The organism is Ruegeria sp. Ofav3-42 (assembly GCF_022347725.1).
GTDB lineage: Bacteria > Pseudomonadota > Alphaproteobacteria > Rhodobacterales > Rhodobacteraceae > Ruegeria.
The window spans coordinates 72,292-86,804 of record NZ_JAKRGB010000019.1 but is presented as its reverse complement, the minus strand read 5'-3'; the positions used below and the strand labels follow the sequence as shown (position 1 = coordinate 86,804).

12 protein-coding genes and 2 pseudogenes are annotated in these 14,513 nt (G+C 56.3%); 8 read left to right on the top strand and 6 right to left on the bottom strand.

Features of this window, described 5'->3' with window-relative positions; genetic code table 11:
• Positions 1-345: pseudogene (locus MHN28_RS21505) on the top strand (transposase); the annotation flags it as partial.
• A gap of 535 nt (positions 346-880) precedes the next feature.
• Positions 881-4,165 carry an adenylate/guanylate cyclase domain-containing protein gene (locus MHN28_RS21500; protein ID WP_239344706.1) on the top strand — a complete coding sequence of 1,095 codons (3,285 nt, stop codon included), beginning with the start codon at positions 881-883 and terminating at the stop codon, positions 4,163-4,165.
• 210 nt (positions 4,166-4,375) lie between these two features.
• Here the strand turns inward: MHN28_RS21500 and MHN28_RS21495 are convergent.
• The 3 genes and pseudogenes from MHN28_RS21495 to MHN28_RS21485 form a co-directional block, all read right to left on the bottom strand.
• A pseudogene (locus tag MHN28_RS21495) lies at positions 4,376-4,818 on the bottom strand (IS6 family transposase); the annotation flags it as partial.
• A gap of 110 nt (positions 4,819-4,928) precedes the next feature.
• Positions 4,929-5,696 carry a slipin family protein gene (locus tag MHN28_RS21490; protein WP_239344704.1) on the bottom strand — a complete coding sequence of 256 codons (768 nt, stop codon included), beginning with the start codon at positions 5,694-5,696 and terminating at the stop codon, positions 4,929-4,931.
• Positions 5,696-7,126, bottom strand: coding sequence for a nodulation protein NfeD (locus tag MHN28_RS21485; protein WP_239344702.1), 1,431 nt, complete (start codon positions 7,124-7,126; stop codon positions 5,696-5,698). Before MHN28_RS21485 ends, MHN28_RS21490 begins: the two co-directional genes overlap by 1 nt.
• Before the next feature lie 495 nt (positions 7,127-7,621).
• On the opposite strand from MHN28_RS21485, the gene MHN28_RS21480 reads away from it, so the two are divergent.
• Positions 7,622-7,816 (top strand): hypothetical protein, encoded by a 195-nt coding sequence (locus MHN28_RS21480; RefSeq protein WP_239344700.1) that lies wholly within the window; start codon positions 7,622-7,624, stop codon positions 7,814-7,816.
• Positions 7,817-8,143: 327 nt separating this feature from the next.
• Positions 8,144-8,572 carry a hypothetical protein gene (locus MHN28_RS21475; RefSeq protein WP_239344698.1) on the top strand — a complete coding sequence of 143 codons (429 nt, stop codon included), beginning with the start codon at positions 8,144-8,146 and terminating at the stop codon, positions 8,570-8,572.
• Positions 8,573-8,577: 5 nt separating this feature from the next.
• Here the strand turns inward: MHN28_RS21475 and MHN28_RS21470 are convergent, their stop codons facing one another.
• The gene (locus MHN28_RS21470; RefSeq protein ID WP_239344696.1) at positions 8,578-8,790 is read right to left on the bottom strand and encodes a hypothetical protein; all 213 of its coding nucleotides are present in this window, start codon (positions 8,788-8,790) and stop codon (positions 8,578-8,580) included.
• On the opposite strand from MHN28_RS21470, the gene MHN28_RS21465 reads away from it, so the two are divergent.
• The 4 genes from MHN28_RS21465 (at position 8,771) to MHN28_RS21450 (ending at position 12,194) form a co-directional block, all read left to right on the top strand.
• Positions 8,771-9,463 carry a hypothetical protein gene (locus MHN28_RS21465; protein ID WP_239344694.1) on the top strand — a complete coding sequence of 231 codons (693 nt, stop codon included), beginning with the start codon at positions 8,771-8,773 and terminating at the stop codon, positions 9,461-9,463. The genes MHN28_RS21470 and MHN28_RS21465 overlap by 20 nt on opposite strands.
• The gene (locus MHN28_RS21460) at positions 9,411-9,824 is read left to right on the top strand and encodes a hypothetical protein (protein WP_239344692.1); all 414 of its coding nucleotides are present in this window, start codon (positions 9,411-9,413) and stop codon (positions 9,822-9,824) included. The genes MHN28_RS21465 and MHN28_RS21460 overlap by 53 nt, the downstream gene beginning before the upstream one ends.
• 257 nt (positions 9,825-10,081) lie before the next feature.
• Entirely contained in the window at positions 10,082-11,206 is a 1,125-nt protein-coding gene (gene gmd / locus MHN28_RS21455; RefSeq protein WP_239344690.1) for a GDP-mannose 4,6-dehydratase, read from the top strand.
• 10 nt (positions 11,207-11,216) lie between these two features.
• Positions 11,217-12,194, top strand: coding sequence for a GDP-L-fucose synthase (locus MHN28_RS21450; protein WP_239344688.1), 978 nt, complete (start codon positions 11,217-11,219; stop codon positions 12,192-12,194).
• A gap of 33 nt (positions 12,195-12,227) precedes the next feature.
• Here the strand turns inward: MHN28_RS21450 and MHN28_RS21445 are convergent, their stop codons facing one another.
• The gene (locus tag MHN28_RS21445) at positions 12,228-13,304 is read right to left on the bottom strand and encodes a DUF2793 domain-containing protein (RefSeq protein ID WP_239344686.1); all 1,077 of its coding nucleotides are present in this window, start codon (positions 13,302-13,304) and stop codon (positions 12,228-12,230) included.
• A 218-nt stretch (positions 13,305-13,522) separates the two neighbouring features.
• Positions 13,523-14,416, bottom strand: coding sequence for a UTP--glucose-1-phosphate uridylyltransferase GalU (gene galU / locus MHN28_RS21440; RefSeq protein ID WP_239344684.1), 894 nt, complete (start codon positions 14,414-14,416; stop codon positions 13,523-13,525).
• Positions 14,417-14,513: the final 97 nt, after the last annotated feature.

The following is a 14,513-nucleotide window of genomic DNA, read 5'->3' as shown; positions in this document are numbered from 1 at the left end:
CACCTTCGACATTCAGATGGGGGCGCGATTTTGCGGCATGGATAGGCTTAACCCCCACTCCAGCATTCGACCGGCGGCAAGCAGCGCCTGGGACGCACATCAAAGATGGGGAACCGAACGTTGCGACGCCTCCTCAGTATTGGAGTCAGCGCTTTGGTTAGATGGGCCGAGCACAATGGGTCCGCACCGGGATCCTGGCTCGCAAGGATGTTGGAGCGCAAGCCACCCATGTTGGTCAGAGTGGCTTTGGCCAACAAAATGGCGCGTACCGTCTGGGCGTTGATGGCACGTGGCGAAGCATGCCGGGACCAATCGTTACACGTTAGAGCCTTGTACACAATCTGATCCCGGAGGTGTGGGACGGTCAAACGGAAGGTAAGGCGTAGCAGTCGATGAGACGAGATCAGGAAAACCAGCTTGCGACACAGTGCCTGGAGCACGTGGTTCTGAATTGGGCTTGTTCTGAGAACTCCATACGGGCCCGCGGCATGGGAAAGCCGCACTATGTAAGGGGCGGTTACCTCCGAATCCGGGTACGACACTGAATGACGAAGGTAGAAATACACCGTGTGTCAAAGCACGTCCCTTGGAAATTGAGCGCCTTAGAATGAGACTTTTTCACTGCCCGCCGCTTTCGAAACCTGAGACGCCATCAACACAGAGACCTCCTAGCCAAAAGATAGCAACAAAGCCCTCACAGTTTCTGTGGATGGCGGTAGTCAAAACGATGCAACGGTAACGTCTCTGTTTACGGATTGGCATCCTGCAAGCAAATGGAATAAAAGGACTTTGGGCTTTGGTCCACTGTTCTGGAACTACACAAAAGAAGGTAGGCGACGAAAGTAGCTTAGAAATACCTCACGCAAACGAGAGGGGATTAATGACTGCCAAATCGATTGCGGCATGGTTGAGTGATATTGGCCTTCCTCAATACGCTGAATTGTTTGAGGAAAATGGCATCGACCTGGAAATTCTTGAGGACGTAACAGGCGATCACCTCAAGGAAATAGGTGTAACGGTGCTTGGTCATCGGCTTAAACTCAACAGAGCCATCGCGGCTCTGAAGCCTGACCCGGAACAGCCCAAACCCAGCGGAGCCATGGCGGACGAGGAAAGCGCCGAACGGCGGCATCTCACGATCATGTTCTGCGATCTGGTTGGATCGACTTCATTGTCGGCGCGGCTTGATCCGGAAGACTATCGCGACCTCATGGCGCTCTATCAGGACTCGGTTTCGCAGTTGGTCAAAGAGGCCGGAGGTCACGTCGCCCAGTATCTTGGTGATGGCGTTGTGGTCTATTTCGGCTATCCCGTGGCGCAAGAGGACGCGGCGGAGCGCGCATGCCGTGCCGCTTTGGAAATAGTGGAAGCGGTTGCCGCACTTGATACCGCAGCAGGTGAACGCCTGCAGGCGCGTATCGGTATCGCAACCGGGTTGGTAGTGGCCGGTGATTTTGACGGGACCGGGGCGGTCTCAACTTCTGCTGTGGCAGGTGATACGCCTAACCTTGCAGCGCGGCTACAGGGGCTGGCTAAGCCAGGTCAGATTGTCATCGGCAACAGGACGCACTCTTTGTTAGGCGACATGTTCGTCTATGAGGCGCTGGAGAACATCCAACTGAAGGGATTTGATCCCGGTCAGGTAGCTTGGCGCGTCGTTTCTGTGGCGGAACGCCAGGACCGGTTCGCCGTCACCTCGGCGCGTCGGCAGCTCACGCCTTTGGTCGGCCGCCGCCCCGAGCGGGCGCGCCTGATGTCGGCCTGGGACGATGCCAAATCGGGTAAGGGCCGCGTGTGTCTGGTCACGGGCGAAGCCGGTATCGGCAAAAGCCGCCTGACTTATGAAGTCGTCGATCAGGCAAAACGCGAAGGGGCGCGGGTCTTTCACCTGCAGTCTGCGCCTTATTTTAAAAACACGGCCATGTACCCCATCCGCCGTCAAATCGAGACCTTGCTTGCATTCACCGATGGCGATGACGACGACACCCGGTTGAACAAGCTGGAAAAACTGGTGGTTGCCGAAACCGATTTGGACGAGGCCCGCGCCCTGATGGCGTCCTTGTTTTCGCTGCCATGCGACAGGTACCCGGCCCTGAACTTGTCACCCGCGTTGCAAAAGACCCGCACGATCGAAATGCTGATCGAACAGGTCATCGTGCAGGCCAAACAGGCACCGCTGCTTGTGCATTTCGAGGATCTGCACTGGGTCGACCCCACGTCTCTGGAGCTGCTGAGCAGTTTTGTTACCAAACTTGCCGATCATCAGGTTTTGTTGCTGGCGACCTGCCGACCGGAATTTGCCCATGAATGGCAGGTGGATCATCTGGAGACCTGTGAACTGTCGCGCCTTACGCCTGCCGAGGTCGAAGAGCTACTAGACAGCATGACAGGAGCAGGCACATTCTCTGTCGAGCAGCGCAAACAGTTGTTTGATCGATCGGATGGTGTGCCGCTGTTCGTGGAAGAGTTGACCCGCTCGGTATTGGAATCCAAGAATAGCGCGGATCTGGTGCCGGACAGCTTGCAGGACAGTTTGATGGCGCGCCTTGATAAGTTGGGCGCAGTTCGCGAATACGCCCAGATCGGGTCGGTGATCGGGCGCGAAGTTGATATCGACCTGCTGTCGCAGGTGACCAAAACCCCGCTGCCGGAACTGTCAAATTCGCTTTCGCTGCTGGCCGAGGCTGACTTGGTGTACCCGACGCAAAGCGGCAATAGTCTGCTGTTCCGTCACGCTTTGATTCAGGAAGCGGCGTACAGATCTATACTGCGCCGGCGGCGGCAACAGTTGCATGCCGAAATTGCTGAAACGCTGGAAGAAAAGTTCCCCGAGCGGTGTAAATCTGGCCCCGAACAGGTGGCGACCCACTTTGTTGCCGCCGGATTGGGGGGTCGGTCGGTTCCCTATTGGCTGACCGCCGGCAAATCCGCATGGGGCCGTGCTTCGATGAAGGAAGCGCTTGCGCAGCTCAGCCAGGGCCTGGAATTTGTTGGTGAGATCGATGACCTCACGGATCGCGCCCGGCTTGAACTGCAACTGCAATCGACCATTGGCGTCGTGCATTTTGCCGCCACCAGCTATGCCTCGCCACAGGCGCAGGCCGCATTTGAACGCGCCCGCGAACTGTTCGTCGATGTTGACGATCCCGATCTGCGCGTCGCGGTTCTTTATGGGATCGGGGCATTTGAAACCATGCGTGGCGACGTCAGCGCCGGGCACGAAACCTTTGCCGCGCTGGCCGGCGAGGCCGAACGCAGCGGCAATGCCCGCTACGAGGTCTATTCGGCGTCAATGCAGGCATGGTCGCATTTCAACCGTGGCGACTACGCTCAATCAGCTCGTTATGGTGAACGGGTGCTGCAGCTTTACGATGACGGCATATGGGATCAACCGGGGCCCCGGCTTTCGGCCGCAGAACCCAAAGTGATCTCAGAGTGTTTCCGGGCGGCGGCGCTCTGGTCGCTGGGCTATCCCGATCAGGCCGAGAAAGTTGGGAATGACATACTGGAATACACCCGGTCACTACCGGATCCGTATTCGCTGGTCTATGCGCTGTCGAACGGGGTGATCCGCATTCACGACTGGAATGGCAACTGGGAACAGGTCATGGTCCTGACCGAGGAATGCAGCGCCGTTGCCGGTGAGTACGGTTACAAGTTTCTGGGAGTCTGGGCTTCGTTTTGGCGCGCCCGCGCTATGGCGCAGCTTGGGCAATTGGAAGAAGCCGAGAAGATGACGGCCTCAGCTGTTGCCGCCTGCAAGAATGCGGGGGTACATTACCACCGTGTGTGTTTCGAGGCCAACCATGCGCGCCTGCTTTTGGCGCTGGACCGGGTCGAGGATGCTGCGCGGGTTCTGGGTGGATTAGAACAACCGTTGCAGGATGGGGGTGAGTTGAACCACGCAATTGATCTGAGTCTGGTCAAAGGCGAACTGGCGCAAAAACGTGGGGATGCAATCGACGCAGAACGGCATTATCGTGCAGCCTTCAAAGCAGCAGAGAGCCGGTCCGCTCTTTCGTGGAAGCTACGCGCCGCGCTTGGCCTAGCGTCCTTGCTACACACAAAAGATGCGCGGCGTGCACTTATCGAACCGCTGGTGCTGCAGTTCGAAGAAGGCTTCGACAGCCGGTATTTGAAAGCGGCGCGTGCCTACCTGTCGTAAGCGAGAATCCCTCAAGATAAGTGTGTCCAGCGAAAGGGTTTTTAGATTTTTCGACAAAACTTTGGCCTCAATCTGGACCGTGTCTTGCCCGTCCAATCGCACGGCAACCGAACCGGAGTCGACAATCAAAACGCCCGGCGTGCCATGCGAAAACGCCACAGTCAGCGGTTCGTCCGGTGCAAAGATCGGGGCCTTCTCTCCGCGCACATTGTCGATGACAAACTTTCTCGGAAGCCCGTTGACCTCCAACATCCGAGCGAAGAATTTTGTGGCGGCCGGTTTGTTACGGCGCCGCGAAAGCATGAAATCAAGCGTTTTGCCGTTCGTTGGGGAATTGATTCCCCCGATCAATTCCTGATCCGCCCCACTGTCGACAGCTCGAAAGAGATAGACCCACATCCCTTTCATTCGGATCTAAGTCTCATCCATTCTCCAGGAACGGTCGCGTGGTCCCTTGCGACGACACGCCACTTGCGCGATTGCGCCCGAATACCGTGTAACCCAGCGGGGTTCAGCGTCGTGTGTTTCACTGCAACGCCTGGCTCGTGCATGATCTCTTCGAGATCGCGGAATGAGACGCCGCACCGAACGTAACAGAAAACTGAGAGCAAGATCTTATACTTGGGATGCTGTGCGCCTTTGAAGAAGGCCATGAGCAAGCTTTCAACTGGGTGCCATGGTCAAACAGAAACGCCCTAGCCGCACGAACGCAAATGGTCAAAACTTTGCAACAGATCCCTAACCGAAATCCTCTGACAACGCTTCATTCGTCGATTTTTTGAGATTTTGGAAGAAGATCGATTGGCAGCGGAAACACGACGGTCGTGGTGCCATCGGTGGCAATGTCATTGAGTGCGTTGAAATAGCGTAGCTGCATGGAGTTCGGTTGGGTTGCCAGCAATTTGCCGGCTTCCACCAGTTTCGATGCCGCCTGAAACTCGCCCTGTGCGTTAATGACCCGTGCCCGACGCAGGCGTTCTGCTTCGGCCTGTTTGGCAATGGCGCGAACCATGCTTTCGTCAATATCCACATGCTTGATTTCGACATTTGCGACCTTGATGCCCCAAGCGTCGGTCTGACGGTCCAGAATTTCCTGAATATCAGCATTGAGCTTGTCACGCTCGGCCAGCATTTCGTCCAGTTCGTGCTTGCCCAGAACCGAGCGTAACGTGGTTTGCGCCAATTGACTGACCGCAGCCCTGAAATCGGCCACGTTGATGATCGCCCTCTGCGGATCGACAATGCGGAAATAGATCACCGCGTTGACTTTGACAGAGACATTGTCCCGGCTGATTACGTCCTGACTGGGTACATCTTCGACGAACATACGCAGATCGGTGCGTACAAGCTGCTGCACAATCGGAATGATCAGGACAAATCCCGGCCCGGTAACCCTTGTGAACCGCCCCAGCGTGAACATTACCCCCCGCTCATACTCCCGGAAAATGTAGATTGCCGCTTGCAGGAACAGGAACACCAACACCATCAGGATGAGATAGGCGATCCATTCAAACTGGAATGCTTCCATCATCATACGCCTCCGCCAGTTTCACGTTGGTCGCCGGTTGCCGGACCGACACGAAGCCTGAGGCCTTCTACACCAAGAACGTACACGTCTTGACCAGGTTGCAGGTCGGTTCCGCCCTGGGCTTGCCAGCGCTCACCCTCGACCCAGACGAAACCGGCATCACCGGACCAATCCAATACACGGGCATGTGCACCCAACATCCGGTTCAGACCCGACACCGGCGCACGCCGGTAGGTGTGAATTGTGTATCCCAGAAGCACGGCTAAAACCGATGCGCTGATCAGTGCCATGACACCAATCAGCCACCATGAGACTTGATAAGCTTCGACATCCGTGTCCACAAGCATTGCAGCCCCCAGCGAAAAGGCGACAATCCCGCCAAGTCCCAGCACCCCAAAGCTTGGCGAAAAGGCCTCGGCGACCATGAACGCGATTCCAAGGCCGATCAGCGCCAACCCGGCATAATCCAGCGGCAACTGATTGAGCGCATACAGCCCCAGCGTCAAACAGATCGCGCCAACTACACCGGGTACAATCGCACCGGGGTTCCAGAATTCGAATATCAGGCCGTAGACCCCAAGCATCATCAGTACCAAAGCCACATTGGGGTTCGACAGAATGCTGAGTATCCGAGTGACCGGTCCCATCTCGATCCGTTCAACTGGCAAGCCGGAGAGGTTCAGCGTTTGGCGGCTTTCTCCCATCACCACGCTGCGCCCATCCGCATCCCGCAGCAGCGAGCTTAGGTCTACCGCCATCAGGTCGATGACATTCAGCTTCAGCGCTTGTTCGGCCGACAGGCTTTTGGCCTGTCGTACCGCGCTTTCAGCCCAATCCGCGTTGCGGCCGTGCATTTCCGCCAAACTGCGTATCAGGGCCGCGGCATCATTGGTGGCTTTGGCCGACATCGCATCCTTGGGTGCCAGGGGGTCATCGGCCGCCCCGTCTTCGGATTCCTTGTTATCTTCGCCCTTGTCCCCCGGCGGTTGCCTGGGCAAACCGCCGGGCATACCGCCGATCGCAACCGGAGTAGCCGCACCAAGGTTCGTTCCGGGTGCCATGGCGGCGATGTGGCTGGCGTAAAGGATATAGGTGCCCGCACTGGCCGCATGCGCACCGGGCGGGGCCACATAGGTAATCACCGGAACAGGTGACAACAAAACCTCTGAAATGATTTCGCGTGTTGCGTCCGCCAAACCGCCAGGCGTGTTGAGTTGCAAGACGACTGCGGAAGTACTTTGGCTTTGTGAGTGTTCAAGAACCCGCGAAATGTGGTGCACGGTTGCCGGACCGATTGGCCCTTCGATCACCGTGTGCAACACCCGGTTCCCAATAGTGTCTTCAGTATCAACCTGGCCGTTTGCTCGGGTTGCCGACAGGAAGCACAGGATGATGAGACAAAAGAGTTGTAGCCGTTGCTTTGCAATCTCCATGTTTGCTACCTCACATCATAAACTAGCGCGATCCGTCATTTCCTCAAATTACTGGTAAGAACCGGACAGCCTTTTGGAGTGCGCCCAAGGTTTGAATCGCGACCGCCCGGGAATTGATTTATTTCGAGGTCTTTTTGAGCCGTGCGAGGCGCAGATAACGTATGAAATCTAAGACAGATGACGTTACCCTCGCTTGCCCTGTTTTGTCCTCAGCCTCTGATCTTGGCTAAGGCTCCGAAATCGCTAACCGAGAATTAAATACCCCAATTGTCGCGCCCGTGGTGATCCGTTGAGGTATTTATCGGAAAGCTTGGAACGAAGGCGCCGTGAATCTCTTTTTCAGCGGTCTCCCGACGAATAGCCGGGCAGTATGTTTCGTTGGACCCAATGTTGGCGCATGACTGTTGCTACGAAAGATAATCAGACGGCTGAACCACACTATCGAGCTTCTCTACATCAGTCGCAGATCGGGTGCCCAATCATTGGGTTCGGTCGATGGCTGCAGCCTTTACTGCTATCGATCTGCAGCTCAAATCCCTGGATGAGATTGGTGGTCCCTTGCCTCGCGGTATGGAAGCGGCCATTTTGAATTTTCTGGCGGCGCATCTGGATGCTCCTTTGGGTGGGGGCCTAGACGGGGTTGGCTATCGATCCGCGCAACCGTGCCTTGGTGGCATGAATTTCGTTTAAATATAATAGGCTAGCTGATGTCCCCTGCCATGTCCGGTGATTTGCGCCTGCTGCACGCCAACATGCCTGAATAGAGCTTCGGGAGACATCCGCTCACATCGATCTAGTCATAGATGCCACCGGGCTGGACATGAGGGTCGAGACCCATTGCTTTGAATTTACGCGGAGCGCCATGCTTGGGACTTTCCGAACGGCGACGAGCAGTTACGGTCCAACTGAACGGGCCGGGTTGGCCAATTCACGTCGGCATGGGACATCCACAAAAAAGGCAATGCTACTGACGCCCAGCTTGATCAATGGGAATGGGAAGCGATGGCTTGTCGCTCGATGAATTCGCTGGGTTTTGTGGGTTTCCAACGCCGTGAAGCGCTGCATATCGATCTGGGCTATTATGATAGCAATATCTTAAACGACAACGGCGCGGCCAAAAACACTTGGGATGGGACTTGGATTGGCAAAAACGGCGTCAACTTTTGGAAGATATCATTACCAAAGAGGCTCAGACAGTCGCTATTCAGGAGGCGTTTGGCCAACCTGCAGATCGTTGAGAATGGCCTAAAAATTGGCAAGAGCATGGACGATTTTTTGGGAAAAACCACTTCTTACACCGATGGCAGCGGTGCAACGGTCACGGTAGAACTAACGCTGACCGGTATTTTGGCTGCCGCGCATTTGCGCGGTGCCTATGGAACGCTGAACCTTTTGCAGAACGGTGCAGTGTCAACAGACGAATACGGCACGCCGATCCTGCCTTAAGTGGCTCAGTTTGGTGGGTTCGACAGCCCCACGGTCGAAGCCCTGATCGCGTTTATGAAGATCGGAAGACGGGCGACGAAAGACTGGATCAACCCGGAGAACAGCCGACCGTAGCTGGCCCCGTTTCTGGCAGCGGGCAGCGTGGAAAGGCCGACGTCGGCAATGACAGTACCGATGTTGTGGTAATATGGTCCGATGGTGCCGACACCAAAAGTCACCGAATTTGATCCGGACTCTGGCACAATCCCCACCGATTGGATCGGTGCCAGCGCGCTTGAGATCTCTGAGGTGGATGGCTCGGTTGTCCTAGTGGCGCCTTCGAACAACCAGACAGTCTCACTGCAAGGAGTGACGCTGGATATGCTAAGGGCTAATAGCATCCACGCACAGGACGCTACCGCGCGAACAGAACTTACCTCACTGACCGCGATGGACCATGACAGTGGGCATGGCAGCCACGAGCACATGTATGTCACTATCGGCTATGACAGTCCGGCAAGCGTGATCGAAGGTTTCAAGCCGAACAAGGGCGACGTGATCGAAATTGACTCAGGCGTCACCGCCAGCGACTTTGAGATCTTCGGGGAATCCGGCGATGCGCTTGGTAGGACCGCTCGGGTCAGCGTTACCCGCGACGGCATCGCAACGCAGACCATCCTTAAAGGCGTTAGCCTTGAAGACCTTACAATCGCCAATTTCTCAGCAGACAACCAGGACGTTCTGAACGAAATCGTCGGCGTTCTCGGTCAGGATATATCAGCCCCCGCGACGGGCGGGTATGGGTTGACCTACAACTCCGACAGATCGAACCCACCCGACGTAACCGGCGCCACAAAGGGTGACGCACATTTCTCGAGGCGGCCGCAACGCCGAGGGCATAGTCGGCTTTGACCCTGCGCCGGACGGCATCGTGGTTCGTGGCACGGGTGTGGATACGACTGAAATCAATTGGAACTGGAGGGCGCAAACCCGGATTGAAGGTTTTGACCCGACCTCCGATAGCTTTGATGTAGACGCCCTGGTCGCTGATCAGATCGATATCCGAGAGATCGACGGCAGCCTTGAAATCGAGGTGCTGGGCAATGGTGGCAATGTCACAACACAGGTCGGTCTACAGGCAGAAGACCTTACCCGTTCTAACTTGGAGGCAGATTCCGACAACCCAATTCTGGAAGATGACGTGTTGCTCTTCGCCCAACTGAGCGAGTTTGGTCTCCGTCCATTGGATGACGGTATCGGCGGGGGCGGCTAGCTGCCCCCGCTTGCTTTGTCACTTGCGTTTCCTTGCGGCAGTTCAAGTTCAAAAGCTCCACACTGCGGCAGCGATCAGACCAAGGCCTTTGCGAAAACTGGCAAAAGCACCGCTTCGCTAGGCACCTCGAACGAAGGGTCTGAGTCCGGATTAAAACCGCGAAATCAGCGCGCGGCGATGGCCTTTGCTTGCATTCAGGCGGATATTGCTGTTTCTGAGACTGCAAACACGCAGACTGAATTTCGTGGAACGCAGCTATGACAAAAACAGCTTTGATTACTGGCATCACAGGGCAGGATGGTTCTTATCTGGCTGAGTTTTTGCTGGAAAAAGGGTATGAGGTTCACGGAATCAAGCGCCGTGCTTCATCGTTCAACACGCAGCGCATCGACCACATCTATCAGGACCCGCATGTTCCCAATCCCCGCCTGCACCTGCACTATGGCGACCTAAGCGATACTTCGAACCTGACGCGTATCATTCAGGAAGTGCAGCCGGACGAGGTCTACAACCTTGGTGCCCAATCGCATGTGGCGGTTAGTTTTGAAGCTCCTGAGTACACCGCAGATGTCGACGCAATTGGTACTTTGCGCCTGCTAGAGGCGATCCGGTTCTTGGGGCTTGAGAAGAAGACGCGTTTTTATCAGGCATCCACGTCCGAGTTGTACGGTTTGGTTCAGGAGACGCCCCAGCGCGAAACCACGCCGTTCTATCCGCGCTCGCCCTATGCGGTTGCCAAGCTCTATTCCTATTGGATCACCGTGAACTACCGCGAAGCCTACGGCATGTACGCGTGCAACGGTATCCTGTTCAATCACGAGAGCCCGCGCCGGGGCGAAACCTTTGTGACGCGTAAAATCACCCGCGGCTTGGCCAATATTGCGCAAGGTCTCGAAAGCTGCCTGTACATGGGCAATATAGACAGCCTGCGCGACTGGGGGCACGCCAAAGACTATGTCCGGATGCAGTGGCTGATGCTGCAACAAGACACCCCCGAGGATTTTGTCATCGCAACAGGCGTTCAGTATTCGGTCCGACAGTTCATTGAATGGTCTGCCAACGAACTTGGGATAACGCTTGAGTTCTCGGGCGAGGGCATCGATGAAATCGCGACAGTCAAGTCAGTGAAAGGCGATAACGCACCTGCTTTGAAACAAGGCGATGTCGTCGTGCGTATTGACCCACAATATTTCCGCCCGGCCGAGGTGGACACGCTGCTTGGAGACCCCACGAATGCCAAGACCAAGTTGGGGTGGGTCCCTGAACTGACTGTTCAGGAGATGTGCGCCGAGATGGTTTCGGAAGACTTGAAGACAGCCAAGCGCCATGCGCTTTTGAAAGAGCACGGATACGAATTGCCGGTAACATTGGAATCTGGTTGAGGCAGACGACATGCGCAAAACCTATGTGGCAGGTCATCGCGGTATGGTTGGCGGAGCAATCTTGCGTCGCCTGCAGGGCCGTCAGATGTCAGGCGACGCGTTGGAGTTAGTAACACGAACGCACGCAGAGCTGGACCTGACCGATCAGACTGCGGTTCGCGAGTTCATGCAGAGCGAGCGGCCGGATGTTGTCATTTTGGCGGCGGCCAAAGTAGGCGGCATTCACGCCAACAATACGTATCCGGCAGATTTCATTTACGAAAACCTGATGATCGAGTGCAATGTGATCCATCAGGCCTTTGTTGCCGGAGTCAAAACCCTGCTGCAGCTGGGTAGTTCCTGCATATACCCGCGTGCCGTACCGCAGCCGATGCGGGAAGATGCGTTGCTGACGGGCGTGCTTGAACCGACGAACGAACCCTATGCGGTGGCCAAAATTGCCGGGATCAAACTGTGCGAAAGTTATAACCGGCAGCACGGGGTGGATTACCGTTCAGTGATGCCGACAAACCTCTATGGTCCGGGCGACAATTTCCACCCCGAAAACAGCCACGTTTTGCCCGCCCTGATCCGCCGGTTCCACGAGGCGCAGCGTGATGGGCTGGACGAGGTCGTCATCTGGGGCAGCGGCAAGCCACGGCGCGAGTTCCTGCACGTAGACGACATGGCCGAAGCGTCGCTGTTCGTTCTGGACCTGCCTCGGGACGTCTATGAGGCCAATACTGAACCTATGCTGAGCCATATCAATGTTGGTTGTGGCGAGGATATCTCCATCGCCGAGCTTGCCGCACTGGTGGCCAAAGTCACCGGGTTTAAGGGGCGGATTTCTCAGGATGTCAGCAAGCCGGACGGTACAATGCGAAAGCTGATGGATGTTTCCCGTTTGGCAGACATGGGGTGGCGCGCGAAAACAGGTCTCGAGGATGGAATTCGCGAAACTTACGCGTGGTTCCAGGAACAGCCTGACGTAAACCTACGCGCCAAATAGCCGCCCGAACGCGGATCCGGGCGGTCAGGCGGATCAGAACCAGCGACCTATGGCGATGCATGTTGGCGAAAATGTCGCGGGATCAGACGTTGAAGAAAGCACCTTGAACGCAACCTGGGTTTCAGACGGCGTGTCGAACCCAACATACCTGCTTGCTGCGCCGCCGCTACCGCTGAGTGCCGGGGTGGTACCCGCCGCAAACGCAGCCGGGAACGTCCATACTTCGGGCGCGCTGGCAAACATGGCGCCCTCGGCATTCGTGCAATCTGTGGGGTCAGGCGTTGCTGTACAAATCTGTGTTCCATCGGCAAAGCGGACGAATTCACCGTCTGATGTGCTTCCGCGTTCGATAACCGCGCCGGTCGGATTTCCGCCAGACTGCGCGACCGTACCCACAAGATTGCCCGGACCATAGCCGTAATCGGCCCGCATCAGCCGCCCGGCGGTAGTGTCATTCGCGTTGTTTTGAACGGCCGAGCCGCTGGCTATTCCGGTCGCGGGATCAAGACTCAGCGCGTCTGACCAGTTGTTTCCATCCGGAGAGACCTTGATCGAAAACCCGGTGGTGCCGGACAAACCCATTTCGGCGTGGCCAGTCCAGTTGGATTGAAACAACAGGGATGCGGTGTCACCGGCGTCGGCCTTGTTAATCTTCAGTTGATGCCCGCCGCCATCGTGACTCAACAGTGTTGCCGGGGATCGGACCGACAGGCGATTGGTACTGTCGTACCCGGTGGCGATACCAACACCGGGCAAGTTCTGCGTAGAAACCGGTGGGTCGATCCACGTCGTTCCGTCCCATACTTTCAAGCGTTCGGTGGCTTGATCCCAAGCGCGCCAACCCAAATCCGGAGCCAAAAAGTGCCAGGTGTTGTCCAGCCAGGCCGCTAGTTTTCCAGCCTGCCCGGACCAATCGCCGGTGGGGGATTGTCCAATGGCATGAATTTCCCCCTGAGCGGGTGCCGCAGGTGGAGTCGCAACGTCGGTTGCCACAAGATTCAGTTGGACCACCAGATCCAGACGACGCAGGGCTTCGTTATGTGTGACGTGTTTTTGCGCCTGCGAGGGTTGAAGGAAAGGCAGATTCAATCTGGGTGAATTCTGGGACAAGGGGCATCCTCCGTTGGCTGTCAGTGCGACAATTGCATTGTGCGCAACACTGCCGTGACACACATGAATTCCGACTGACCGAGCCGAACGCCCCAGCAACAGATTGCTAATCTCTTACATTTGGCGGAACGCAAAACAGGCGCGCAAGCAAGAAAGGCAAGCTGAATCTCATGCAACTTGCCCCGTCCAGTTGTGCCCGTGAGGGTTAGTAAAGCCTGTTACTGTGCGGCCTGACCCGTAACCACGGCGTCATGCAAATATTGCCGCAAGTCGTCGCGCAGGTCATCACGTGCCAGCGCAAAGGCGACAGTAGCCTGCAGGAATCCCGACTTGGAGCCACAGTCAAACCTCTGTCCGTCGAACTTGTAGCCAAAGACCGGTACGCCGTTTCTGATGTCCTCGGCGATCGCATCGGTCAACTGAATCTCGCCACCGCTGCCTTGCTTGTTCTGATTAAGGTTGTACAGAACCGACGGGCGAAGAACGTAACGACCGATCACCGCCAGATTGGAAGGGGCCGTTTCGGGGCTGGGTTTTTCGACCATGCCGCGGGCACGTACGACCTGACCGATGTTTTCGCCTACATCCAACACACCGTACGAACTGGTTTTTTCGGGAGGAACCTCCATGGTGGCGACCATGTTTCCACCAGTTTCTTCATAGGCTTCGATCATCTGTTGCAGGCAGGGCTTATCCGCCGCGATAACGTCGTCCGGGAGCATGACGGCAAAGGGCTCGTCCCCGATCAATCGACGTGCGCACCAGACTGCGTGGCCCAGACCCAACGCTTTGTGCTGGCGTATGTAGGCGATTGCGCCGCTTTCCATGTTGGTTGCTTTCAGCGTTTCCAACAGGTCGTCTTTGCCTTTTTCCTCAAGCGTTTGCTCAAGGATTTGGTTGCAATCGAAATAGTCCTCCAACGCCGATTTCCCGCGCGATGTCACGAAAATAAACTCTGTGATCCCGGCAGCGCGCGCTTCGTCGATGGCATACTGAACCAGAGGGCGGTCAACCAGGGTCATGATTTCCTTAGGCACCGATTTTGTCGCGGGTAGAAAACGGGTGCCCAGACCTGCTACCGGAAAAATCGCCTTTGTGACCTTACGTGCCATGCTGCCTCTCAGTGTAAATTACTGTCCGAATGAAATTGTGCTTTCAAGGCTACCTAATAGGGTGCGCCGCCGGAACATTCAACGCATACAGGCTAAC

Bases quoted from the DNA above. Each gene is read 5' to 3' on its own strand.
- gmd (WP_239344690.1), top strand. From the start codon at position 10,082: ATGACAAAAACAGCTTTGATTACTGGCATCACAGGGCAGGATGGTTCT.
- galU (WP_239344684.1), bottom strand. From the start codon at position 14,416: ATGGCACGTAAGGTCACAAAGGCGATTTTTCCGGTAGCAGGTCTGGGC.
- MHN28_RS21450 (WP_239344688.1), top strand. From the start codon at position 11,217: ATGCGCAAAACCTATGTGGCAGGTCATCGCGGTATGGTTGGCGGAGCA.
- MHN28_RS21480 (WP_239344700.1), top strand. From the start codon at position 7,622: ATGGCTGCAGCCTTTACTGCTATCGATCTGCAGCTCAAATCCCTGGAT.
- MHN28_RS21500 (WP_239344706.1), top strand. From the start codon at position 881: ATGACTGCCAAATCGATTGCGGCATGGTTGAGTGATATTGGCCTTCCT.
- MHN28_RS21485 (WP_239344702.1), bottom strand. From the start codon at position 7,126: ATGGAGATTGCAAAGCAACGGCTACAACTCTTTTGTCTCATCATCCTG.
- MHN28_RS21475 (WP_239344698.1), top strand. From the start codon at position 8,144: ATGAATTCGCTGGGTTTTGTGGGTTTCCAACGCCGTGAAGCGCTGCAT.
- MHN28_RS21490 (WP_239344704.1), bottom strand. From the start codon at position 5,696: ATGATGGAAGCATTCCAGTTTGAATGGATCGCCTATCTCATCCTGATG.